The sequence below is a fragment of the Paraburkholderia sp. BL9I2N2 genome (genome assembly GCF_004339745.1).
Lineage (GTDB): Bacteria > Pseudomonadota > Gammaproteobacteria > Burkholderiales > Burkholderiaceae > Paraburkholderia.
This window is the reverse complement of sequence record NZ_SMGP01000003.1, coordinates 1113886-1137144: the sequence shown is the minus strand read 5'-3', so window position 1 is coordinate 1137144 and position 23259 is coordinate 1113886. Positions and strand designations below refer to the sequence as shown.

Here is a 23259-nt window from a genome sequence, read left to right as displayed (position 1 = left end):
GCGACCTGGACATTCCCCAACGCTAATCACCGGGCCCCACTGGCGATAGCGGCGGCAAGGCAGTCTCGCTGCGACTGCAGACGTGACCAGGCGGTCAAAAGCGCGTCGAGGGACGCGAGCTCCTTCTCACGAGATCCCAAACGCTGAAGCAGCGAGATGTACTCTCGTCGCACTGCAATCACGCCTTCAAGCGCCACCAAGGCTTGCTCAACTTCGCGGAGTTGCCGTCGCAACTCATCGGTCATTTCAATCCTCCCGACGGATGAACGCATCCTCTTCGTACTGGACACGCTCCACCGACTCCAGTGCGCCTGACTCTCGTTGCTGATGCCAAAGGCTGCGGATAATCCGGCGAGCTTCCCTGATTCCCATTAGCACTCTCTTAAGGGCGTAGTGGATCGACGCGGACTCCCTTGGCGCAACGTGAAGTGCGGGCGCGGTTTCGCTTGAGGCGTTCTCTCGTCCATAGTGGACTCGCCAAAGCACTGTGTAAACGTACAGTATCGCGAGTTGCGCGTAAAGGCCTAGACTTACCATTCCGACACAAACGCGGAGCGCGCCATGGTCAGCAAGACCGTCCGCCGGACATTTTCCGGTCTGACTTCGACGTTTTCGCCAGCTCCGAAAGGCAAGCAAGGGGTCGCATATACCGTGAGATCGGCCCAGCAACGCGCCGACGAAGCCTGGAGACGCGCGACTCACGGAGTCCACAATTCCCCAGTCAGTAAAGATCCGAAGGCGTGATTTTCGGAAACCAGAAGCAAGACTGAGCCTGCCGTCCGAATTAGCTGTGATCGAAGCCGGAGACGAACTATGACTGCGCCGCAAAAACTTGACGGTGTGACGCTGAAGCCCCACGCCAAGGCTCCACGCAAGCTGATCGAAGTCCCCGACCCAGAGGCGCGCCCTGACCTTTTGGAAGCAGTTCGCCGAGTCGTGACGGAGAATCGGGAAGCTGGGGAGCGACGACCCGAGAATAATTCGATCTAGTGTGGTGGCCGTGGCACCTGTGATTTGAACTACGAGACATAGCCGCTCGGCTCGGGTTGGAAAAACCATCGAATCGGTTGCCGACGGATACGGCGTAGGGAATCGCTCCATGCCGATGATTCAAGCTACGAACGCGGGAATCATTGGCGGTGCATCGATGTCATTGCGGAGGACAGCATCAGTCCCGCTGTCTCGCTTGCCAACGAAAACCGCGGCGTCACGAATTCGCGGAAGTACGCCTTGAGCGCACTCAAGGCGATCCCTTCGCGCGAGCAGATGGATGCGCTGATCGCATCGCCGCGCGCCTGCAAGCATGCGACAATCCAGGCGCGGATCGGCGGCCCGACCTTGATCGCCACCATGTCGGTGTCTCAGTCTGCCTAAGCCTCCAGAATCAATTAATGTCCCTGCCCGCAGCGACCGATATTCGTAGTCCGCAGCGCGCAGAGACAGTTCGTCACGAGAGACGCATTAGCGTTTCGCACTCACCATGGCAAGGAGTAGGTCTTCGTATTGGTAAAACTCTTCATCGCCTCCTGCACGCCTTCCTTGTAGCCGAGCCCCGAATCCTTTACGCCGCCGAACGGGGTGAGCTCGAGCCGGTAACCCGGCACTTCGCGCACGTTCACACTCCCCACCTCCAATTCGGTGATGAACCGCGTAATGTAATCGAAGCGGTTCGTGCAGACCGACGACGACAGCGCGTAGTCGGTGCAGTTGGACATGCGGATCGCTTCGTCGATATTGGAAAAACGCATGATCGGCGACACGGGGCCGAATGTCTCGTGTTTGACGAGTGGCATATCGGGCGTGACACGATCGACGACGGTCGGTGAATAAAGCGCGCCATCGCGACGATTGCCCGCGAGCAGTCGGGCGCCGCGCGACAACGCGTCGTTGACCTGGCGTTCGCAGAACTGCGCGGCAGCCTCGTCGATGACCGTTCCCATGTCCACCGAACTATCCGCCGGATTGCCATATCTCCACGCGCGAGTCTTGTCCACGACGAGGTCGGTGAAGCGATCGGCGACCGCCTCGTGGACCAGCATGCGCTTGATTGCCGTGCAGCGTTGGCCCGAATTCTTATAAGAGCCCGACACGGCGAGTGAACTGGCTTCGTCGAGATCGGCGTCCTCCATCACAATGATCGGATCATTTCCGCCGAGTTCGAGCACCGCGCGACGGTAGCCCATGCGCGAGGCGATCGATTTGCCGATCGAGACGCCGCCGGTAAAGGTAATGAGATCGATCGCGGGGTTTGTGATCAACTCGTCGGCGATGACGCGAGGGTCGCCCGTCAACACCTGGAGCATCTGCACGGGCAAACCGGCTTCATAGAGAATGTCCGCAAGCAGATAGCAGGACAGCGGCACTTTCTCCGATGGTTTGACCACGATGCGATTGTTCGTCGCAATCGACGGTACGATCTTGTGCGCGACCTGATTCATCGGGTGGTTGAACGGCGTAATCGCGGAGATCACACCGAGCAGCGGGTCCCTTTGCGTGTAGACACGCCGCTTCTTCCCGTGAGGTGTGAGGTCGCAAGAAAAAATCTGACCATCGTCTTTCAGCACCTCGCCGGCGCCGAACACCAGCACGTCGGCCACGCGGCCGGCCTCATAGGTCGAATCCTTCCAGCACAGGCCGGCCTCCGCCGTGATAAGGGCCGCGATCTCTTCCGTGCGCGCGCGCACTGCATCGGCTGCGCGCCTCAGGATCGCGGCGCGCTCATACCGGGTCAGCGCGGGACGATACGCGCGAGCGAATTCGAACGCATGACGCACGTCCTCTAGCGTGGCTTTCGGCACCGTGCCGACAAGCGTGCCGTCGTATGGGTTGCGCACTTCGATCACTTCGTCGCGAAAGATTTTTTCGCCGCCGATGCGCAGCGCTTCATGACGCACCTGCAATTGAGTTTTCGTTTCCGCAATGGCGTTCATTTCCGTTTCCCCGGTCATTGAAGGTGATTGAGTGCGATGTCGATGATGTCGAAGTTGCGCAGCCGTGCGCGCTGGGCGACCGACTTCGCGACCGGCTGGTTGAACAGAAGCGGCACGATCTGTTCGGCAAGGCCGCCATGCGAGCGCAGCGGCACGTCGAGGCCGGACAGATCGTGTTTGATGCGCCGGGTGCCGAGCACCACATCGCGTGTCGAGATCACGATGAGATCGCCCATGCGCGCGGGAGGCAGCTCGAAACGTGCGCAGCCTTCGGCGCCCGTCAGCACCAGTTCGATGCCGGGCTCTGCGGCAAGCCGTCGGCGCATCTCTTCGATATCGGCTGAAGGGGGCAGGTAGACGGTCGCGAACGATCCAAGCGCGCCGTGGTGCACGACGTACGGGTCGGTGATCGGCAGGATCACGCGGGCGGCGTCGTTGCCGAGCCACTCGTCAAAGCGTTCCTGAAGATAGATCACGTTGGGCTCGCCGTCTTCGTTGTGCTTCGCGTTCATGCCGTGATCGGCCGTGATCGCGAGAATCGCCCCCAGCTCGTCGAGCCGTCGCAGATAGCCGTCCATCATCTGGTAGAACGCGTTCGCACCGGCTGTGCCCGGCGCGCATTTGTGCTGGACGTAGTCGGTGGTCGACAGATACATCAGGTCGATTGCGCGGGTTTCGAGCAGGCGCACACCGGCCGCGAAGACGAATTCCGACAGCTCGGCGCTATACACGCTCGGCACCGGCTTGCCGACCAACTCCAGCAGATTGTCGATGCCGTTTTCCTCGATCGTCGCCTCGTCGGCTTTCTCCGCCGAGAAGCACACGCCCGCGAGATCTTTACCTAGCAGGCGGCGCAGTTTGTCTTTTGCGGTGACCACCGCGACGTGCGCACCCTTTTCGGCGAAACCGGCCAGCACGGTCGGAGCGACGAGGTACTTCGGGTCGTTCATCAACACCTCCGTGCCGCTGTCGCGATCGAAAAAGTAGTTGCCGCTAATGCCATGCACAGCGGGCGGCACGCCGGTCACGATCGACAGATTGTTCGGGTTCGTGAAGCTCGGCACGACACACTCACCCTTGAGCGCAGTGCCGGAATCCAGCAGTTTGCCGAGAAACGGCGCAACGCCCGCCGCTGCCGCCATCTCCAGATATTCATATGCGCAGCCGTCCACACAGACCACGACGACGGGTCGATGCATCCAGTTGTAGCTGCGGCCGTTCACTTCGATGGTAACCGGTGTTTCGCTCATGACGTGTCCTCTGGGTTAGGGTAAGTCGGGTGTTGTGGATGAGGCGTTATGTGGCAAAGTGTGGCAATACTTGACATTAAAATTGATGCTTTGTAGATTGTCAACAACAGACAACATTCTCGAGTCCACAAAAAGCAGTCGTCACGAAGCTCGCAACAGGCAGTAGTCCCGCAGCACCGGTCGTTTTCGTCGCTGGCCGCGACGCCACTTTCTCAAGGGGTCTGGAAATGAAGGAAAAGCAGGGGTTGAACGGTTGCAGCAATCGTCTGAACGTGGCGCTGCGTTGGCTCGTTGCCGCCGCCGTCACGCTCGGCGCGGTTCAGTTCGCGCATGCGAAAACACAGTTGCTCGTCTATACGGCGCTCGAGGACGAGGCCATGAAGCCGTATAAGGACGCTTTCGAAAAAGCCAATCCAGATATCGAAATCCGCTGGGTGCGCGATTCGACCGGCGCTGTCACCGCCAAGCTGCTTGCCGAAAAGAGCAATCCGCGCGCCGACGTGGTGCTCGGACTCGCGGCATCCAGTCTCACGCTGCTCGATCTGCAGGGAATGCTGATGCCGTACGCGCCGAAGGGCTTCGACAGCCTGACGCGCAAATACAGCGACGCCAACACGCCGCCGCACTGGGTGGGCATGGACGTCTGGGGCGCGACAGTCTGCTACAACCGCGTCGAAGCGGAAAAGCGCCACCTGCCTAAGCCGACTTCGTGGGAAGACCTGACTAAGCCCGTCTACAAAGGGATGATCGTGATGCCGAGCCCGGTGTCGTCCGGCACGGGTTATCTGGACGTGACGTCATGGCTGCAAACGTTCGGCGACGACAAAGGCTGGAAGTACATGGACGCGCTGGACAAAAACGTCGCGCAATACGTCCACTCGGGATCGAAGCCCTGCACGCTGGCGGGCACCGGCGAGTTTCCGATCGGTATCTCGTTCGAATTCCGTGGACACGAGCTGCAGGCCCAGGGCGCGCCCATCGACCTGATCTTCCCGAAGGAAGGGCTCGGCTGGGATATGGAAGCGACCGGCATCATGAAGACCACCAAGCAGCCGGACGCGGCCAAAAAGCTCGCGGACTTCATGGCCAGCAAGGAAGCCAATGAAATTACCGCGCAATGGTGGGCGATCGTTGCCTACCCCGGTGTCGCGAAGAAGCTCTCCGGCATACCTGAAAACTATTCGGAACTTCTGGTGAAGAACGATTTCACGTGGTCGGCGAAGAACCGCGACGCGATTCTCGGCGACTGGCAGAAGCGCTACGGCAGCAAGGAGCAGAAGTGAGGGCGGACTCAGCCGGGTCTTGACGAATGCCGGGCGCGCCGCGCGCGCGTCCCAATCGATACGGTGAAGCAGCGCTCGGCGGTGCATCGCCGCCATGCAGGCAGGGCAAGCGGAGGAGCATATGACAGCGTATTTGAGCGTGCAGAGCGTTTACAAACGGTTCAACGACACGCCGGTTCTGGAGGACATCAATCTTGGCGTGAAGAAGGGCGAAATGCTCTGCTTCCTCGGGCCGTCGGGATGTGGCAAGACCACTTTGCTGCGTATCATCGCCGGACTGGAAACGCAGAGCGCCGGCCAGATCATGCAGGCCGGCCGCGATATTTCGCGGCTCCCGCCGCAGCTTCGCGACTATGGCATCGTCTTTCAGTCGTATGCGCTGTTCCCGAACCTGACCATCTTCGACAACGTGGCCTATGGTCTCGTGAATCGCAAGATGAAGCGCGCGGCGATCGCCGATCGGGTGAACGAGCTGCTCGCGCTGGTGGGCTTGCCCGACGTGCAGCGCAAACATCCGAACCAGCTATCGGGTGGCCAGCAGCAGCGTATCGCGTTGGCGCGCGCGCTGGCCACGTCGCCGGGCTTGCTTCTGCTCGACGAGCCGCTCTCGGCGCTGGATGCGCGCGTGCGTGTGCGGTTGCGTCAGGAAATCCGCCAGTTACAGCAGCGGCTCGGCGTGACCACGATCATGGTCACGCACGACCAGGAAGAAGCGCTTTCCATGGCCGATCGGATCGTGGTGATGAATCATGGCGTGATCGAGCAGATCGGCACGCCACACGAAATCTATCGCGAACCGGCGTCGCCGTTCGTTGCCGACTTCATTGGCAAGGTCAACCTGATTCCCGCCGAGGTGACGCGCGACGGCAGTCTCAAAGCCGGCGCCATCGCGCTGCGCTACGGGTGCGGAACGGAGCGAGCACTGCTCGGTTCGAAGGTCTCGGCTTTCGTGCGCCCGGAAGACATTCATATCAGCGCGCCGGGTAGTACGGCAGACAATCTGCTACCGGCCTCCGTGGAGAAGCTGGAATTTCTCGGCGCGTTCTGCCGGGTCAGCTTCAAGGTGGATGGACTAGGCGAGCAGGAGATCGTCGCGGATCTGTCGTTTCATGAAATGCATCGCACGAGTCTGCGGGCAGGCGCGCGCTTCAATCTGGCCATCAGCCGCGAACACGTGTGCGTGTTTTCCGCCGCGAAGGAGCGACTTCAATGAGTGCCGTTCTGATAGAGCGTCGCAGCGGCGACGAAAGTCACGCCGAGGTACGCCAGAAAAGCCATTGGCATGACCGTGTCGCGCAGTTGGCGCTCGTACTGATGTCCGCGTTCCTCGGCGTGTTTCTGCTATTGCCGCTTGCTCTGGTCGTCGGCAAATGTTTCGTCGATGCGGACGGTCACTTTGTTGGAATGGCCAATTTCACGGGCTATCTGGTGGATTCAGGCGTATGGACATCGACCTTGCATTCGGTCACGGTCGCATGCCTGGTGACGGCAATCGTGATTCCCATGGCTTTCACGTTCGCGTACGCGCTAACCCGTTCATGCATGCCGATGAATAACGCCGTCCGCACGATTGCGCTACTGCCGCTGCTCGCGCCGACGTTGCTCTCCGCGGTGTCGTTCATCTACTGGTTCGGCAACTCGGGCATTCTGAAACCGTTGCTGCAAGGCCATTCCATCTACGGGCTGCCGGGGATCGTCTGCAGTCTGGTCTATGCCGCATTTCCTCATGTGCTGATGATTCTCGTGACGGCACTGTCGTTATCCGATGGCCGTCTCTATGAGGCCGCGGACGCGATGGGCACACGCCGCGCGCGCAAGTTCTTCACGATTACGTTGCCGGGCGCGAAGTACGGGTTGATCAGCGCGACGATGGTGTCATTCACGATCTGCATCAACGACTTCGGCGTGCCGGTCGTCATCGGCGGACCCTATTCGGTGCTCTCCACCGACATCTACAAGCTCATCATCGGCTTGCAGGACTTCAACCGAAGCGCGGTGGTCAGCCTGCTTCTGCTCTGTCCGGCGCTGGTTGCGTTCGCCGTCGACTTCTTCATTCGGCGCAAGCAGCAATCGCAACTCGGCGCGCGCTCCACGCCTTATCAGCCGAAACCCGCGCGTGGATTCGACATGGCGATGCTCGGCTATTGCGGCATTGTTTGCGGTTTGCTGCTGGCGGTGGTCGGTATTTCGGTGTTCGCCTCGTTCGTGAAGTTCTGGCCGTATCAGATGAGCCTCGGCTTGCAGCACTACAAGATGGGGCTGATCGGCGCGGGGATTTTCGATGCGTACAAGAACAGCCTGAAAATGGCCGCTTGCGTTGCGATTGGCGGCACCGTCATCGTGTTCGGCGGCGCGTATCTCGTCGAGAAGACGCGTGGGCCGCGCTGGTTGCGGGGCTTTATCAATCTGTGCGCGATTCTGCCGATGGGCGTGCCGGGACTCGTGCTCGGTATCAGCTACATCTTTCTGTTCAACTCGCCTGCCAATCCTTTGAACGGCCTGTACGGCACGCTCGCGTTGCTCGCGATCGTCACGGTTGTGCACTACTACTCGTCGAGTCACCTGACGGCGGTCACTGCGCTTCGTCAGATCGACAACGAGTTCGAGGCGGTCTCGGCATCCTTGAAAGTGCCTTTCTACAAGACGTTTTTGCGTGTCACCGTGCCGGTGTGCCTGCCATCGATCCTGCAGATCGCGCGCTATCTGTTCGTCAACGGTATGACGACGGTGTCGGCGGTCGCGTTCCTTTATTCACCGGACACGCAACCGGCCTCGGTTGCCATTCTCAATCTCGACGACGCTGGACAGATCGGACCGGCCGCGGCGATGGCCACGCTGGTCCTCGTGACGGCGGCATTCGCGTGCCTGCTGTTTGCCGGCGTGTCGCATGGCGTGTTGCGTAGAACCCAGGCATGGCGCACATCCCGCCGCGCCTGAAACAAATCTTCTATCAGAATCTACAAGGAGCCACCGTGAATCTGCCGTCCGCACCCATTCTGCTTACACCCGGTCCTCTCACGACTTCCGAGCGCACGCGTCAGGCAATGCTGCGTGACTGGGGATCGTGGGACGGCGACTTCAATCAGATCACCGCCCGTATCCGCCAGCAGACGCTGCGTATCGTGCATGGCGAAGACACGCATGAATGCGTACCGTTGCAAGGTAGCGGCACTTTCTCCGTCGAAGCCGCGATCGGCACGCTGGTCCCGCGCGACGGTCTCGTGCTAGTGCCGAACAACGGCGCGTATTGCCAGCGCATCGCGAAGATTTGCCGGGCGCTCGGTCGTCGTCACCAGACCATCGACTATCCTGAAGACACGCAGGTCAAAGCGATCGACGTCGATCGCACGCTGGCGGCTGATCCGGGCATCACGCACGTCGCGCTCGTGCATTGCGAAACAGGCGCAGGGGTGCTCAATCCGCTCCACGAGATCGCCGAGGTTGTCGCGAAGCATGGACGTAGTCTGATCATCGACGCGATGAGTTCTTTCGGCGCAATCGACATCGACACGCGCCGAACCCCGTTCGACGCCGTCGTGGCCGCTTCCGGAAAATGTCTGGAGGGCGTGCCCGGCATGGGATTCGTGATCATTCGCCGCAGTGTCCTGGAGCGCTGCGAGGGCAACAGCCCTTCGCTCGCGATGGATCTATATGACCAGTGGGTCTACGTGAACCGCACGACACAATGGCGCTTTACGCCGCCCACGCACGTCGTGGCGGCACTCGATCAGGCCATTGCGCAATACGTGGAAGAGGGCGGCCTCGAAGCGCGTGGTGGCCGCTATGCAAGCAATTGCCGGGCGCTCATCGAAGGTATGGCCGAACTCGGTTTTCGGACCTTTCTCGATCCGTCGATCCAGGCGCCGATCATTGTCACGTTTCATGCTCCCGACGATCCTAACTACGACTTCAAGACTTTCTACACGGAAGTGAAAAAGCGCGGATACATTCTTTACCCGGGCAAGCTGACACAGCTGGAAACATTCCGCGTCGGCTGTATTGGACACTTCGGCGAGTCCGGAATTCCGGGCGCGGTCGCAGCGATTGCCGACACGCTGAAAGCGATGGGAATCACGCGGGTGTCCGCGAAAGCGTTGGCCTGAACGAGCCGACGCGGAGGCTTCCTTGCGCGTGAATCGCGAAGAAGCCTCCGACTTCGTGCCCGGAGTCAAACCGTTGTATCCAATGTGAGCCATTTATGCGTCCCTTCTGGATTGAACAAGCACTCTTTGCCGATGGTTCATTGGCGCCCGCATTGCAAGGCGCCACGACTGCCGACGTTTGCATTGTCGGCGGCGGCTTCACCGGTTTGTGGACTGCCATCCAGGCCAAGCAGAAAAAACCCGATCTCGACATCGTGATCATCGAGAGCGATCTGTGTGGCGCGGGCGCAAGCGGTCGCAACGGCGGCTGTCTGCTCACGTGGTCGACCAAGTTCTTCACGCTGCGTCGTCTGTTCGGCCAAGCAGAAGCGATCCGTCTCGTGAAAGCGTCCGAAGCGGCTGTCGGGCGGATTCGCGACTTCTGTGTCGAGCATGCGATCGACGCCGAACTTCGGCTCGACGGCACGCTCTACACGGCGACTTCACGCGCGCAAATCGGCTTGCTCGATCCGGTCATAGCCGCGTTGAAGGAGCATGGCATCAACTCGTACCAACATCTCTCACCGGACGAAGTGGCGAGCCGGTCCGGATCCGCGCGCAATCTCGGCGGCGTGTATTCGCCGGTCGCCGCAACGGTTCATCCGGGCAAGCTCGTGCGCGGACTGCGCCGTGTCGCAATGGCAATGGGTATTCGCATTTATGAACGCACGCCCATGCTCGACTTTGCCGCCGGTGACCGCGTGACCGTACGCACGCCGGCCGGCAGCGTGACTGCGCCGAAACTGGTGCTCGCGATCAATGCGTGGATGGCGAGCCGCTTCCGCCAGTTCGAACGCACGCTGGCAGTCGTCTCCAGCGACATGATCGTCACCGAGAAATGCCCCGAACTGCTGCATCGAATGGGCTTGAAGGATGGCGTGTCGGTGCTCGATTCGCGGATCTTCGTCTACTACTATCGCAGTACGCCGGACGGTCGACTGATGCTGGGCAAGGGCGGCAATACGTTTGCCTGGCGCGGCCGGATCGCGCCGGTGTTCGATCAACGCTCGCCGTATGAAACCGATCTGACGCGCGGTCTGCACGATTTCTTCCCGGCGCTGCGCGACGTGCCGGTGACGGCGAGTTGGAACGGGCCGTCGGATCGGTCGGTCACCGGCTTTCCATTTTTTGGGCGTCTGGAGAATGCGCCAAACGTGCTCTACGGCTTCGGCTATTCCGGCAACGGAGTGGGACCGACTTATATGGGCGGCCAGATTTTGTCGTCGCTGGTGCTCGAACTCGACAATGAGTGGACGCGCAGTCCGTTGACAAACGGCCCGCTGGGCTATTTCCCGCCCGAACCGATTCGCTTCGTGGGCTCGATTACCGTGCGCGACGCCATTCGGCGCAAAGAGCGCGCGGAAGACGAAGACCGTCAGCCGTGGCTTGTCGATCGCTTGCTCAGCAAGCTGGCCAACGCGGCCGGCAAGTCGGATAAAGCGTAGCGCAGCCCTTCAGTCTGTTTCAACTTTTGGCTGCCCCGTCCACGGATGCGGCCCACCGTTCGTGGGCACGCCGCATTCTGGCGAGGCCGTGGGCAACGTGTTCGCGCACAAGGGCGACCGCGCGTTCCGCATCGCCTTTAGCGAGCGCGTTGACGATTTTCTCGTGTTCCGCGACCGACGTAGCCAGCGCGCTCTTTTCCGATTCGATGGCGGCCTGACGCAGCAGACCCAATTGGCGGACGAGATGCCGGTACGTTTCGATCAGATGCTGGTTGCCGACACCCGACACCATCGCGTCATGCAACTGGACATTTAATGTCGTGTACAAGGTGAGGTCGTGATCTTTCTTGGCCGTCTTCATCGAAGCAATGATGCGTTTGAGCGTTGCAAGCGTTTCGGGCGTCATCCGTTCGGCCAACGAGCGGGCAACCGACTCGTCCAACATCGCGCGGACCTGGTAGATTTCTTCCGCCTCGCGCAGCGACAGCGCGCGCACCGTGACACCGCGGTTCTTTTCGGTTTTTAGCAAGCCCGCCTGTTCCAGCGCACGAAACGCTTCGCGCAATGGTCCGCGAGACACGTTTAGCCGGGCGGAAACTTCGACTTCGTTCAATTTCTCCCCCGGGGCGAATTCGCCAGAGACGATGCCGCGTTCAAGTGTTTCCTGGACTAGCGTGGCAAGGGAGTGCCGCTGCAGCAAGTCAATCGCGCTGGTTGGAGTTGGCGTGGTCATTGATGAGCGGTTGGCAACGGTAAATGGAGGGGCATAACTCGAGTCTCCTGAACATAGCGTGGCAAGTTGTTTATTGTCAACAACCATCTGACGACAATTTTCTACTGACGCGTTCATCTTCGAAGATGTCGGCGTGACGGCCTGCAAGGGGGCTGCGCCGCGGCTTGCTCGCGGCATAGTTCGGCGAGATTGCGTCCTGTCACGAGACGAGTTTGGCCGACACCGACTGGAGCAGCATCGCCAGGACGTTGGTGCGGCCGCCACCCACAGCAGTGCGTAGCCGTAGCCGGCACCCGCCTGGTTTGATCCCAGACTGGCACGGCAGATGACTCTGGTGCGTATCGGGCGCACGCGAGGAACGGCCCGAGACCTGTGCCAGGCGCTGGCGCCCCGGCACGATAATTTGCCAAGCGCGGGTTTGGCCCCATTGCCAGGCCCATCCGGTCCGCTTCTACAATCAGCCGTCGTCGCCGCGACTTTCAGGAATGTATGGAACACGGCACGAATCACCTACTTGCAATTCAAGGGAGCCAAAAGAAATGAAGTTCCTTTTGCGGTTCTTTACGATCGTCCATGGGCTGATGGCTGCTCTCTTCGCCTGCGCGGCGCTGATGTTGATTGCGATTGCTGCTCGCATCGGTTCGACTGCATTTGCGAGTCAATGGGATCAGGCAAGCGCGCAATCCGTCATTGAAGCCGTGGGGTTGCTGGCTGGGGCCGTTGTCGCCTTGCAGATCGCCGAGACCATCGTAGAGGAAGAGGTCATACGGGAGGCTGACGTGAGCGCGCCGACGCGGGTACGACGTTTCATGTCGCGATTCTTGGTGGTTGTCGTCGTCGCGCTTGCCATCGAAGGGCTTGTGGCAACGTTCAAAGCGCTGCACCAGGATCCATCGCAGCTTCGATATGCGGCCGGGCTGCTTGCTTCGACAGCCTTGCTTCTTGCCTCCTGGGGGCTGTTCGTCCACCTGAATCGGTCCGCGGAAGAGTTAGAGCCGGAGGCCATGGAGGACGCGAAACGCGAAGACAAGAAAGTGCAATAGGCCAGTGCGGAATGTGCTGCCCGAATGCCCGCCGTGACACGAAGCGCCTGATTCGTACGGAAAAGCTTCTGTCACGGTGAGGCTGGTTTGTCGGGTGACCGCAATGGGGTCGGTAGACAGTGTGGCAGCAACCGGGCCACCAGGCGACTTCAGTCAATCGCTCCAAAGCGGACATAGGGATGATTTGCAGACTATTTTCCGATATGTTGCTTTATGCATTTCATTTGATGGACTTGGCAGAAGTCAAAAATCGCGCAGCGATCTAATCCAATTCAATATATCTCTAGTTCTAGCTGCCGAGTTAGCCGGCAGTCCTCGAAGTTAGGCCGACATCCGAACATGCGAGAGGAGAATCATGAGCAAAGTATTCGTCAACATTGGACTTAGCCTCGATGGCTACATGGCACCGGAAGGAATGACCATGGAGAATTGGGACACGCCTGAGTACAAGAGCTGGGGTGCCAAGTGGGGTGCGCTGATGGCGTGGATCCTCAATCAACAGTACTTCCGCGAGAACCTCAAGCTCGGACCGGGGGGAGAGACCGGCCCGGTCAATGACCTGCTTCGCAGCACCACGGAGCGCATCGGTGCCAACATTATGGGCAAGCGAATGTTCGACCAAGGCGAGCGTGCCTGGCCAGAGGAGGCGCCGTTTCACACACCGGTATACGTTCTTACCCATGAGAAACGCGAACCCTGGGTGCGCCCGGGTGGGACGACCTTCTATTTCATCAATGACGGGCCGGAGCGTGCCCTTGAGCTGGCTCGGGGATCCGCAGGCAGTCGTGATATTCGTATTGCTGGTGGAGCCGATGTGATCCAGCAGTACCTGACCATGGGTGTTGTTGACGAGCTGGAAATCGCCTTGTCACCCGTGTTGTTCGGCGGTGGGCGGCGTCTCTTCGAGAACCTACGCGAGCCCGGGCCGCAGTTTCGCATCGACAAGGTTCTTGATGGCCCAGCTGCCACACACTTGCGCTATGTGCGTCAGTGAGGTGGGCCTAACAATCGGTTGCAGCGGGCGGTCCGCTGCGCGGCCCGCCGCTGAACCGGAGCGTTGGATGTCTGCTTCCCAATTGTTGAATTGACCGCTGTGGGCCGATCACGCTCGGCCCTGATGCCGGTGACTGTAATGGCGGGGGAATGGTCGCCAACGCGCAGATGCAGTAAGCCGAAGGCGGGACTGCCGATCACGCGCAATACGGGTATCGATACCTCGCTCGCGAATTTTGTTAATTGTGAAGCAGGCTCCGCTTCGACACGCTCTTCTGCGGCACTCGTTCGTCAGCCGTGTTCCGGCGAATGCGCGTCATTTCGGCCTGAGTTGCAGATCGCTGCTCACGGATTGGACCCCCGGCACGCCGCGCGTCACGGCAAGCGCCTTCTGAATCTGTACCTCTGAATCCACATAGCCTGACAACTGCACGACGCCTCGATACGTCGCGACGCTCATCGGCAACGATCTCAGCCCAGGGTCCGCGACGAGCGCCTGCTTCACCCGGGCGGCGAGCGCAGCGTCGTCAGTGGCGATCTCCCCCGGCGCGGTCACGGCAGGCGTCGTCGTCGTCGACTTGCAGCCGTTGATGAACACGAACGCGGGCAACGCGAACGCCGCGACGATCAGCAACCGGCTTTTGATGTATCGACCGTTTCGCATGTCGGTTATGACAACCCGATTCGTGCACAACGAGCGTCGTTCGGGTTGGCTTGGCAGGTAGACATGTGCGCTCTCCTTGAGTCCACCATGATAGTGCAGAGTGGTGAACTTTGACCAAGCCGACTTGCCTAAGTCTGTTCATGCTCCGGGCCGAGTTTGTTGTTCAGTTCGGCCGGTGCCGGCCAGTCGGCCTTGTCGCATGAATTGTCGACAATCGCACAGCGCTTGTCCGATGAAGCGATGACGGTGACACAGCATTTCAATAGTGAGAGCGACATTTGCGTCGTCTAAATTGCACCCTTCGCATCGAAAAATGCGACATGGTACGATTGGCCGCCGTCATCCCTGCGTCTTGCCCACAATCATGCGCAACCTCGCCTATCTGCTTCTCTCGGTCACGCTCGCCTCGCCGCTCTCGGCGCTGGCGCTGGGCACCGAAAATCCAGACTACGATCAATGCATCCTGCAATCGCTGGCGAACAGCCAAAGCAACATTGCGGCAAACGTGATCAGACGCTCGTGCGAAGCGCTCTACAGAAACGGCGCGCTGCTCTTGCCGCGCGAAAAGTCGTATCACGTGTGTGTTTTACAGAATATGCAGAACGTGAGAGCCGCATATGCGGTTAACCAGATCCTGCGAGCATGCCAGCGCCAGAATCAGATGTGAGCCATGTCTCGTGAACCTCGCTTCAGTTGATGCGTACCACCGGTGGCGGCGTCCACGATCCATCCAGTATGGCGGCCTTGGGCCAGTAGGCGCGGATGTACAGCGAGAACACGTCCTTCGGCGCAGGAACCCAGTTCGATTCCTTGTCTTCCCCAGGCGAGTCGTTCTGGAAATAGAGCGTGAGCGAGCCGTCGTCGTTGTACTTCAGTGATTTGCTCTTCGTGCCGAGCGAAAAGCGGTTCAATCTGTTCGCCTCGAACAGATGCTCCTTGTTATAGACCGTCAATGACCAGAATCCGTTTACCGGAGGCAACTGTCCCTTCGGAAATGTCACCGTGTAGCGATTCGCCCCCGCCAGGCGTTGTCCGCTCGCGTCAAAGTCCGTATAGATATAGCGGGTTTCCTGCGGCGCGTTGTCGTACATATTCGACTTTGCCGATGCCGTGCGCGACAGGTAGTCGGTACCCCAGCGCGCCCCGTTGGGCGGAGACGTCCAGCCGTTGCCTACCGGTCGGCCGTTGTTGCGAAATTCGAAGAGCGGGCTGATCAGATCGGCCTCCGAGGCCGCCGCCGTCTCGTTCAACGTTGCCTTGATTTGCGGGTCTTTTGCCGCAGCGTCCAGCACAGACTGGATCGTCGCGTAGAGCGCTTGCTCGCCGGGCCGAGGCGGTACCATCTTCATGACCAGAGGAAGCTCGTCGAAAAACTTGTCCGGGATGACCCACTTCACTTCGCCCTTGCCGTCGGTAGCCGGCGGCGGGAAAGAGGGGGTGCTCTTCCAGTTTTTGATCTTCATCTTCCCGGTGTATTCGCTTAATGGATACACCATGACCTGACTTAACAGAGGTTGAATTGCTGCTTTGTCTTCAGGTGTGTCGTCCTGAAAAATCCGGGGAAATATGGCCACGAGATTGGTGGGTGCACGGTGAACCGCGACAATCCCTTTCGGGACGTTCCCTTTCCATTCGGGGCCAACCAGTAAATGGAGCCCGGGCTTTGTTCTGTATTGCGTGCCGATTTCGCCGAATGAATCAGTTCTCGCGTCGGAGAGCTGATAGGTATAAAAGCGTTTGCCGAAATCCGGAACCTGGATAATGACGGGGGTTTTGTCAAGCTCCATAAAGCCCGCGCCATACACCGTATCCTGATTGGGACACGTGACAAAATTCTCGGCCGAATCAATGTAATCAGTCAGCATGGAAACCTGGTTGTGCGGCGAACCGGGAATCACGCCGCCTATCCGGCCGGGTTCCGGCAGGTCTTTCACGGCAAGCGAGCGGTTGTAGTTATTCACCAGCGCCCAGCCCCAGAGATAGGCGAACCGGCCAACCGTAGCGACATACTCTTTGGTCATCACCGTGCCGGTGGGGGTCCCAAGGATTTCGGACGCGGACTGCGCAACAGAGGGCGGCGCTGCAGCCGCCACACACACCGTTGAAGCGCCCACGCCCACGCCCACACCTAAGCCCACGATCATATGCCTCAGATTCACATTGACTCCTCGTTGAGAATGTTGGAACGCCAGGCCAAGCGTCGTCATGTCCGCAGCTAACGGCAAGCCGCCCTTCGGATTACGGGGACTCGTAGCATTGCCGGATCAGCACTGAAGCTCGATGGGCACCCCTTATCACCGTTGCGTTATCCATCATGAAAGCAGTGCAAAGAACACAGTCGTTCAATTAATCCCGAGCCCGCCCGCAGCTTGATGTTTTTGCGAATTTAGCTGAGTCGCATAGTGTTATCTGGATATCGGCACTCACTGCCATGACACTCTATCAAGATTTTCTTAATCAATGTAAGCTTTCCGTCATCCATCCAGAAGAGGACTAGTTCAATGCTAAGCACTACCAATGCGACGAGATTGACGTTCTCCGTAATTGCAGCAGGTTTGATTGGCATGGGCGTGGCGGCCTGCAGCTCGCCGGGTAGAAGTCAGGCACCGGCCGCAAGCACGACTGCGAATGCGAGCGCCCCGACTGATGAACAGATCGTGGCCGCATGGAATTATCTGTATGGGCGCTATCTGGTGTTGCAGCAGGAGAATTACGACATCAACGTCGAGAAGGCGGGTTACAACAAAATTAAATACAATCCGCTTGGCTCGGCCCAGTTTGTCAATCCGAATCTCGACGTGGCTTATCTGGAAGCCTGGCTGGCGGCGGATCCGGATCACGCAGTCATCCTGAACGTGCCCAAAGTGACGGGCCGCTACTACACGGCGCAGTTGCTTGACGGGTGGGGCGAAGTCATTACCAACATCAATGAGCGCACAAATCCCGATCACCCGTATGGCAAGTTTGCGCTCGTGATCAAGGGTACCAATCCGCCGGTGCCGGCTGATGCGGTCAAGATCGAATTGCCGTCGGCGAAGGCCAAATTGCTGGCGCGAGTGGAACTCAAAGGCTCGCCGGAAACGGCCGTGAAGTTGCAACATCAGTTCACTGTCGTTGCGTCGCCGGACACAAAGATCGACGCGCCTTTTCCCGTGCCGTCCTTCACGCCGGCCGCGCCCATTGGAGCCGAGATCTTCGATCACGTGAGCGAAGCACTGGCCACGTATCCTGACGCCATGCCGAAGGCCGCCGAATTTCAGGCATCGGCAATCAACGTCGCTAACTATGCGAAGAGCAATGACGCGGCACGCAAGCGGGTGAACGAGGTCGTCAAGGCAAAGGCGGTTCCGGGCTTCTTGCAGCATGCCAAAGGCTTTGGGACGCAGAAGGGCGGCTGGTCGGTCACTTATGTCGCGGGCAAGTTCGGCAATGATTACGTGGCACGTGACATCGTCAACTACGGTGGCCTGTGGGCCAATGTCATCAGTGAAGCAATCTACTTTGTCGGCCTAAACGATAGCAATAACCATCCCCTCGACGGTAGCAAGACCTACGAGATCCGTTTCCCGAAGGGTGAAAGGCCGGATGCACATGTCAATGGATTCTGGTCCGTCACGTTGTATAGCGTGCCGGATTATCGCGTGGTGCCCAACGCGCTGCATCGGTATAACCTGAACAATGTATCGCATCTGAAGGCAAATTCGGATGGAAGCACGAGTATCTGGCTCGCACCCGTTCGACCGAAAAATGTTCCGCAAGACAACTGGCTGCCTACGCCGGATGGGAAGGGATTCTCATTGAACTTCCGTACTTATGTGCCGAAAGACGAGGTCCAGCAAGGTCAGTGGTTTCCGGCACCGATCGTGAACGTGAAATAACGACGAACGTGCAATCGCGGTTCAGTTTGTCGAGGTGCGACCTCGATAGACTGAACCGGATGTCTCTGGTCGTTTGCCAGGCGGGTGTCACTGCTGCAAGCCGGAATGACACGGGCGTCGGTTCGTAGGGATTTCGGCGCCGGAAGCGGCCGCGAACGTCCAGTGCATGAGGCGGCACCGGGGCCAGTTACGGATGTTCGAGTGTCACCTGCAACTCAGACAATGGCCGTTCTCGTGTCGCTTGTATGATTCGGATCGTCATCCGGGACTGCCATCGGTTGTGCGTTCGCATTCGCCTTCGCCGTCTGCCCGCCGTTTCTTGACGGGAAGCGCTGTGCCGTCGTTGCGAGGTCGAGGCATTATCCGGCGAAAGCGAGCACCGTGAATACGCCTCGAACAGCCACGAGCAGTCGTCTGGAAAATCCCTGATGATCCTTGCGTTACGAGCGACATCGGACGAACTGATGATCGACTTGTAGCTTCAGTTTGCAGCCACTACGCCGCAATCACATCCGAACGACATCCATCACGGTTTTCTTTCGGTCCTTGAACTGATAGATCGTGATCGCGGCGTCGCGGAGGTCGCCATGCGGGTCGGACGCGATGCGTCCAATTACGCCTTCATAGCTGGTGGAGGGCATCGGCGCGAGAATTTTCGCCCGCTCGGCCGAATTCGCGCGCTTCATGGCGTCGTAGATCACGTAGACGGCGTCGTAGGTAAATGGCGCATAGGCATCTATCGTCGTCCCGAAACGTGCCACATAGCGTTTGTCGAATTCCTGACCCTGGGGCATCTTCGACAAGGCGAGGCCAGCTTCAGAACACGTCACGTTGCCGATACATGGCGGCACGGGCTTCATGGAGGAAGCCGGCGCCGCGCAGTTTTACCGCGATGCGCGCATCCCAGGAAATCGGTCGCAAGACGCTGCGTGATCGCGGTGCGGTCGTGAAGGCGCTGCTTGCGTGATCGCGCAGACCGCCGACGCGCCCGGCGCGCACAACGGCGCAGCGGTCGTTGCCGTAGCCCGTGCGATACAGGCAGGCAACAAGCCCATACGTCAGAAGCGATGCGTCATGCCGACAAGAAAGAGCGACTGCGACGCTTCCGTCCCGGTTACCGTAATGCCTGGCCAGCTTACTTTGGCACTTCCGTTGTTCTTGAAGTACCCACCGCGCGCATAGATGCTGGTGCGCTTCGACACGCTATGGTCGATGCCTGCCTGGAAACCGAGCGAGTTGTCATGCACGCCGCGTACGTCGCGCTCGACCACTGCAAGCTGGATTTCGTCAGCGGCCGTCGCCTGGATCGTCGCGCCGAGTTCGGCGTAGCTCAACGAGTGTCCCGCGCCGAGCAGGGCCGCTATTGACCCCGGCGCGGCATCCTTCGGACGCGCGTACGAATAGTTAAACTGGAAGTTGACGATGCCGATCCGGTATCCGAGTGCGCCCGTAAAGTGCTCGGTACGCAGCAGGTTGAGCGCACGCGGCAGACTTGGGACCGTCTCCTGTCCGGACTGCTGGTTCAAGTAGGCGAGCGCCGCGAACAGCCCGGCGCCTTGCCAGGTCAGTGCGACATCGAGCATGTTTCCCTGCTGCATCGCGATCGGCTGTGTGGCCGACGCCGCGAAACCATACATCGCATAGAGCTTCGCCCCCAGGACATCCGGCGACCGGTACATGATGGTATTGCTGATACGCCCCGGCGCATACTGGACGGCAAGCGTGTTGTGGTCGGTGGCCGCGGCAAGGTCGACTGCGGAGAGAGGCGACAGTGCTTCATTGCCGCGGAACGGATCGGTCGGATAAACGGCCCAAAAGCTCGGCTGATATTGACGGCCGAAGCTCAGCGTGCCGTACTTCTCGTGCTGTATGCCTACCCACGCCTGGCGATAGAAGAGGGCCGTCGAATCGGCGAGGAAGGCGCCGTTGTTGATGTTGTAGCCGCCTTCGAGCTGAAATACGGCCTTCGTTCCGCCGCCCAGATTCTCGCTGCCTTTGAAACCGATCAGTGAGCCTGTCGAGCCTCCACTTCGTTCTGAAGCCGAACTATGCCCGCCGTTGTTGAGATACTGGATGAACACATCGGCCACCCCATACAACGTCACGCTCGACTGCGCGGCAGCACTGCCCGCAACGAGCGCCATGGCTGTGGCGCAAATGCTCTTACTGATAAAACGCATACATGTCTCCTCTATGTGTATGCCACGTCCGACAGACGCGGGTAATGCTGATTCAGACAGGACTCCAAATGGTTGTTGAAACGCGATCTACCCGGATCTGACGTTTCCATGTTATTAGTAGGAGTCCGTATCGTATATAAGACTATTTCTCACGAATTAACAGGAACTCAACCTTCTACCTCGCCGGAATTTTCAGTGATCAGAGTAAGGATTTGAGTGTCATGGCGCTGCGCGCCATGCCGATCAACGCGTTCCACACTCGATATCGAACGTGGTCGCGTTCAAATAGGAATTTTCGACAATGTGCTGGACGAGGCCCGCGAATTCGTCGGGCTTGCCCATGCGTTGCGGAAACAACAGCTTGCCGACGATCGTCTCTGACACCTTCGCTGGCATTCCCGCAGACATGCCCGATTCGAACAGGCCCGGTGCGATCGACAAGACGCGAATGCCATGCTCGGCCAGATCGCGTGCCACCGGGATCGTCATGCCGATCACGCCGGCCTTGCTTGCGCTGTATGCCGCTTGTCCCATTTGTCCTTGACGCGCCGCGCCCGATGCCGTGTTGATGATGACGCCGCGTTCACCATTTTCGTCTGGCTCGTTGGCGGTCATTGCGAGCGCTGCGTGACGGAGCACATTGAAGGTGCCAGTCAGATTCACCGACAGCACGCGATTCCACAGATCGGACGGGAATAGCTGTCCTTTGGAGATCGTCTTGCTCGGCCCTAGAATGCCTGCGCAATTGACAGCCACATGCACGGTTCCATACGTGCGCACGACGGTATCAATACCCGTTTTGACGCTCTCTTCATTGGCCACGTCGACGGCGACGCCCTTGATATCCGGCCCGAGCGCCTCTTCCAGCTTCGCGCCATCGAGGTCGAATCCGACCACTCTGGCGCCCGTTGCTGCAAGTGCCTTGCATGTGGCGAGGCCGAGGCCGGATGCTGCGCCAGTGACGACTACAACCTTGTTTCGCAGATTCATGTTTCTGCCTTGTTCCTGGTTTGATGTTTAAGAGTCAGGTGATCGGTCATGCGCGGCACTCACACCGCACGCCACTGACCTTCCCAGAACTTGCCGCGAATCTCACGTTTGAGCACCTTGCCGACCGCGCTGCGTGGCAGGTCTTCCCAGAACTCGAAGCTCTTCGGCGTTTTCACGCTGCCGAGCTCGCGCTTGCATAACTCAGCGAGTTGCTCGGTTCCCACATGCTCGCCGTTCTTCAATTGGACAATCGCTTTGACCGCTTCGCCCCATTTCTCGTCGGGTACACCGATTACCGCGCAATCGAGAACAGCGGGGTGCGAGTTGATGACCGCCTCGATTTCTCCCGGGAAGACGTTGAAGCCGCCGCTTACGATCATGTCCTTCTTGCGGTCGACGACCGTGATGAAGCCACGTGGGTCCTTGATGCCGATGTCAGAAGTGTGGTGCCAGCCGAATTGGGAGACCTGCGCCGTTTCCTCGGGATTCTTGTAGTAGCCGAGCATGACGGTCGTAGAGCGCACCACAATTTCCCCCTTTTGTCCGGTGCCGACGATGTTGCCTGCGTCATCCATGATCTCGACACACGCGAACTGCGCGGCCTTGCCTGCGGATTGCAGCGCGACTTCGTCGAACGTGCCATCGGCCAGCAGGTAGTCGGACGGACGTTTGACGACCACAGGAAAGCCGCATTCGCTCTGTCCATAGACTTCGTAGATCACCGGCCCGAAGCGGCGAACTGCCTCCTTGATTTTTTCCGGGGCAATGGGCGCTGCGCCGACCGCGAGGCAGCGCAGCGACGAAAGATCGGCGCCAGCCAGAGCGGGATCGCTCAACAATGCGTAGACGACTGTGGGCGGCAGGAACAGATGCGTGATACGTTCTTCGGCGATCGTGCGCAGTACGACTTTGGCGTCGAACGAGGGCAGCACGACGGTACAGCCGTTGCGGATCGCGCCGGCCAGCGTGAGCATGCACGCGGCATGCGTAAGCGGCGCGACGGCCAGCACGCGCGAGTCCTGATCGATTTTCAGTTCGGAAAACACCGCAATCAGCCCCATTTCGAGCGAGCGGTTGTCATGCAGGGCGCCTTTCGATGGACCTGTCGTCCCGCCGGTCGGTTGCAGCAGCGCGTGCTGATTGGGGTTTTCTTGCGGCGCGACGAACGGGTCACGATGATTCGCTATCCAGTTGTCGAGCGATTCGCCGTGTTCCGATGGCTGGTCGATACAGATGAACTTGCAACCGGCCCCGAGGCCGTCCTTCAGCGCCGGCACGATGGCGGCGTAAGCACTGTGGAAGAAGACCAGTTCGCAATCGGCGAACGAGAGCACCGCAATGTTGGTTTCCACCGTATTGCGCGTATGGACTGAAACCCAGGCCATGTCCGCGCGGTTGATCGCGATCTGAAGCAGGCTGATCCGGTAGTCATTCGGCGCGTAGATCGCCGCATGTGCGCCGGGCCGCAGCGTCGGGTCGCGCATAAGTGCGTGTGCGGCGGCATGGACGAACTTCTGTGCATCAGCGAACGTGATTCGCGTCGTTCCGTCGACAAATGCTTCACGGTCCGCATGCCGGGACACGGCCGAATCGAAGTAATCGGCAAGGCGCATATGAGTCTCCTTGAGTCGACGTAGCCGTGCATGGCGGCTACCTTTTCATTCATGATAGGCGGCGCAGCGGGTCATTCCCGGTGCCGGCATGCGGCAGCCCGAAAGAGGCCGCGGC

Annotated in this window: 19 protein-coding genes and 1 pseudogene; 10 read left to right on the top strand and 10 right to left on the bottom strand. The window is 59.5% G+C overall.

Annotation, left to right across the window (positions count from 1 at the left end):
- Positions 1-26 precede the first annotated feature (26 nt).
- Entirely contained in the window at positions 27-245 is a 219-nt protein-coding gene (locus B0G74_RS36095) for a hypothetical protein (RefSeq protein ID WP_132381156.1), read from the bottom strand.
- Positions 246-1230: 985 nt separating this feature from the next.
- Here B0G74_RS36095 and B0G74_RS45995 point away from each other — a divergent pair.
- On the top strand, positions 1231-1374 hold the full coding sequence (locus tag B0G74_RS45995) for a hypothetical protein (protein WP_165923996.1): 144 nt from the start codon (positions 1231-1233) through the stop codon (positions 1372-1374).
- A 101-nt stretch (positions 1375-1475) separates the two neighbouring features.
- Here the strand turns inward: B0G74_RS45995 and phnY are convergent, their stop codons facing one another.
- Together phnY and phnA are read right to left on the bottom strand one after the other, a co-directional pair.
- Positions 1476-2930 carry a phosphonoacetaldehyde dehydrogenase gene (gene phnY / locus B0G74_RS36090; RefSeq protein ID WP_132381154.1) on the bottom strand — a complete coding sequence of 485 codons (1455 nt, stop codon included), beginning with the start codon at positions 2928-2930 and terminating at the stop codon, positions 1476-1478.
- 14 nt (positions 2931-2944) lie between these two features.
- Positions 2945-4180, bottom strand: coding sequence for a phosphonoacetate hydrolase (phnA, locus tag B0G74_RS36085; RefSeq protein WP_132381152.1), 1236 nt, complete (start codon positions 4178-4180; stop codon positions 2945-2947).
- Between the two features lie 227 nt (positions 4181-4407).
- On the opposite strand from phnA, the gene B0G74_RS36080 reads away from it, so the two are divergent.
- From B0G74_RS36080 to B0G74_RS36060, 5 genes are all read left to right on the top strand, one after another.
- Entirely contained in the window at positions 4408-5463 is a 1056-nt protein-coding gene (locus B0G74_RS36080; protein ID WP_132381150.1) for a putative 2-aminoethylphosphonate ABC transporter substrate-binding protein, read from the top strand.
- Between the two features lie 121 nt (positions 5464-5584).
- Positions 5585-6676, top strand: coding sequence for a putative 2-aminoethylphosphonate ABC transporter ATP-binding protein (locus tag B0G74_RS36075; RefSeq protein WP_132381148.1), 1092 nt, complete (start codon positions 5585-5587; stop codon positions 6674-6676).
- Positions 6673-8400 (top strand): putative 2-aminoethylphosphonate ABC transporter permease subunit, encoded by a 1728-nt coding sequence (locus tag B0G74_RS36070; RefSeq protein ID WP_132381146.1) that lies wholly within the window; start codon positions 6673-6675, stop codon positions 8398-8400. The genes B0G74_RS36075 and B0G74_RS36070 overlap by 4 nt, the downstream gene beginning before the upstream one ends.
- A gap of 35 nt (positions 8401-8435) precedes the next feature.
- A complete protein-coding gene (locus tag B0G74_RS36065) occupies positions 8436-9566 on the top strand; it encodes a 2-aminoethylphosphonate--pyruvate transaminase (RefSeq protein ID WP_132381144.1) in 1131 nt (376 codons plus the stop codon).
- A 95-nt stretch (positions 9567-9661) separates the two neighbouring features.
- Positions 9662-11050 carry an FAD-dependent oxidoreductase gene (locus B0G74_RS36060; protein ID WP_132381142.1) on the top strand — a complete coding sequence of 463 codons (1389 nt, stop codon included), beginning with the start codon at positions 9662-9664 and terminating at the stop codon, positions 11048-11050.
- Between the two features lie 19 nt (positions 11051-11069).
- Here B0G74_RS36060 and B0G74_RS36055 read toward each other — a convergent pair whose 3' ends face one another.
- Complete coding sequence (locus B0G74_RS36055; RefSeq protein WP_132381382.1) at positions 11070-11783, bottom strand: phosphonate utilization associated transcriptional regulator; 714 nt, start codon at positions 11781-11783, stop codon at positions 11070-11072.
- Between the two features lie 539 nt (positions 11784-12322).
- Between B0G74_RS36055 and B0G74_RS36050 the strand changes: the two genes are divergently transcribed.
- Both B0G74_RS36050 and B0G74_RS36045 read left to right on the top strand, forming a co-directional pair.
- A complete protein-coding gene (locus B0G74_RS36050) occupies positions 12323-12826 on the top strand; it encodes a hypothetical protein (RefSeq protein WP_132381140.1) in 504 nt (167 codons plus the stop codon).
- A gap of 355 nt (positions 12827-13181) precedes the next feature.
- Positions 13182-13820 (top strand): dihydrofolate reductase family protein, encoded by a 639-nt coding sequence (locus B0G74_RS36045; RefSeq protein WP_132381138.1) that lies wholly within the window; start codon positions 13182-13184, stop codon positions 13818-13820.
- A 315-nt stretch (positions 13821-14135) separates the two neighbouring features.
- Here B0G74_RS36045 and B0G74_RS36040 read toward each other — a convergent pair whose 3' ends face one another.
- A complete protein-coding gene (locus tag B0G74_RS36040) occupies positions 14136-14483 on the bottom strand; it encodes a BON domain-containing protein (protein ID WP_132381136.1) in 348 nt (115 codons plus the stop codon).
- A 364-nt stretch (positions 14484-14847) separates the two neighbouring features.
- On the opposite strand from B0G74_RS36040, the gene B0G74_RS36035 reads away from it, so the two are divergent.
- Entirely contained in the window at positions 14848-15150 is a 303-nt protein-coding gene (locus B0G74_RS36035) for a VF_A0006 family four-cysteine protein (RefSeq protein WP_132381134.1), read from the top strand.
- 22 nt (positions 15151-15172) lie between these two features.
- On the opposite strand, the gene B0G74_RS36030 is transcribed toward B0G74_RS36035, so the two are convergent.
- Entirely contained in the window at positions 15173-16690 is a 1518-nt protein-coding gene (locus B0G74_RS36030; protein WP_243658471.1) for a DUF1254 domain-containing protein, read from the bottom strand.
- A 294-nt stretch (positions 16691-16984) separates the two neighbouring features.
- On the opposite strand from B0G74_RS36030, the gene B0G74_RS36025 reads away from it, so the two are divergent.
- A complete protein-coding gene (locus B0G74_RS36025) occupies positions 16985-18361 on the top strand; it encodes a DUF1214 domain-containing protein (RefSeq protein WP_243658470.1) in 1377 nt (458 codons plus the stop codon).
- Between the two features lie 506 nt (positions 18362-18867).
- On the opposite strand, the pseudogene B0G74_RS36020 reads toward B0G74_RS36025, so the two are convergent.
- The 4 genes and pseudogenes from B0G74_RS36020 to B0G74_RS36005 form a co-directional block, all read right to left on the bottom strand.
- A pseudogene (locus B0G74_RS36020) lies at positions 18868-19200 on the bottom strand (ABC transporter substrate-binding protein); the annotation flags it as partial.
- A gap of 219 nt (positions 19201-19419) precedes the next feature.
- The gene (locus B0G74_RS36015) at positions 19420-20541 is read right to left on the bottom strand and encodes a porin (RefSeq protein WP_132381132.1); all 1122 of its coding nucleotides are present in this window, start codon (positions 20539-20541) and stop codon (positions 19420-19422) included.
- Between the two features lie 243 nt (positions 20542-20784).
- Positions 20785-21531, bottom strand: coding sequence for an SDR family NAD(P)-dependent oxidoreductase (locus B0G74_RS36010; protein ID WP_132381130.1), 747 nt, complete (start codon positions 21529-21531; stop codon positions 20785-20787).
- Between the two features lie 59 nt (positions 21532-21590).
- On the bottom strand, positions 21591-23144 hold the full coding sequence (locus B0G74_RS36005; RefSeq protein WP_132381128.1) for an AMP-binding protein: 1554 nt from the start codon (positions 23142-23144) through the stop codon (positions 21591-21593).
- Positions 23145-23259: the final 115 nt, after the last annotated feature.

Coding starts and splice junctions, on each gene's coding strand:
- B0G74_RS36095 (WP_132381156.1), bottom strand. CDS start 245: ATGACCGATGAGTTGCGACGGCAACTCCGCGAAGTTGAGCAAGCCTTG.
- B0G74_RS36040 (WP_132381136.1), bottom strand. CDS start 14,483: ATGCGAAACGGTCGATACATCAAAAGCCGGTTGCTGATCGTCGCGGCG.
- phnY (WP_132381154.1), bottom strand. CDS start 2,930: ATGAACGCCATTGCGGAAACGAAAACTCAATTGCAGGTGCGTCATGAA.
- B0G74_RS36045 (WP_132381138.1), top strand. CDS start 13,182: ATGAGCAAAGTATTCGTCAACATTGGACTTAGCCTCGATGGCTACATG.
- B0G74_RS36060 (WP_132381142.1), top strand. CDS start 9,662: ATGCGTCCCTTCTGGATTGAACAAGCACTCTTTGCCGATGGTTCATTG.
- B0G74_RS36050 (WP_132381140.1), top strand. CDS start 12,323: ATGAAGTTCCTTTTGCGGTTCTTTACGATCGTCCATGGGCTGATGGCT.
- B0G74_RS36075 (WP_132381148.1), top strand. CDS start 5,585: ATGACAGCGTATTTGAGCGTGCAGAGCGTTTACAAACGGTTCAACGAC.
- B0G74_RS36035 (WP_132381134.1), top strand. CDS start 14,848: ATGCGCAACCTCGCCTATCTGCTTCTCTCGGTCACGCTCGCCTCGCCG.
- B0G74_RS36025 (WP_243658470.1), top strand. CDS start 16,985: ATGCTAAGCACTACCAATGCGACGAGATTGACGTTCTCCGTAATTGCA.
- B0G74_RS36010 (WP_132381130.1), bottom strand. CDS start 21,531: ATGAATCTGCGAAACAAGGTTGTAGTCGTCACTGGCGCAGCATCCGGC.
- B0G74_RS36055 (WP_132381382.1), bottom strand. CDS start 11,783: ATGACCACGCCAACTCCAACCAGCGCGATTGACTTGCTGCAGCGGCAC.
- B0G74_RS36080 (WP_132381150.1), top strand. CDS start 4,408: ATGAAGGAAAAGCAGGGGTTGAACGGTTGCAGCAATCGTCTGAACGTG.
- B0G74_RS36015 (WP_132381132.1), bottom strand. CDS start 20,541: ATGCGTTTTATCAGTAAGAGCATTTGCGCCACAGCCATGGCGCTCGTT.
- phnA (WP_132381152.1), bottom strand. CDS start 4,180: ATGAGCGAAACACCGGTTACCATCGAAGTGAACGGCCGCAGCTACAAC.
- B0G74_RS36005 (WP_132381128.1), bottom strand. CDS start 23,144: ATGCGCCTTGCCGATTACTTCGATTCGGCCGTGTCCCGGCATGCGGAC.
- B0G74_RS36070 (WP_132381146.1), top strand. CDS start 6,673: ATGAGTGCCGTTCTGATAGAGCGTCGCAGCGGCGACGAAAGTCACGCC.
- B0G74_RS36030 (WP_243658471.1), bottom strand. CDS start 16,690: ATGACGACGCTTGGCCTGGCGTTCCAACATTCTCAACGAGGAGTCAAT.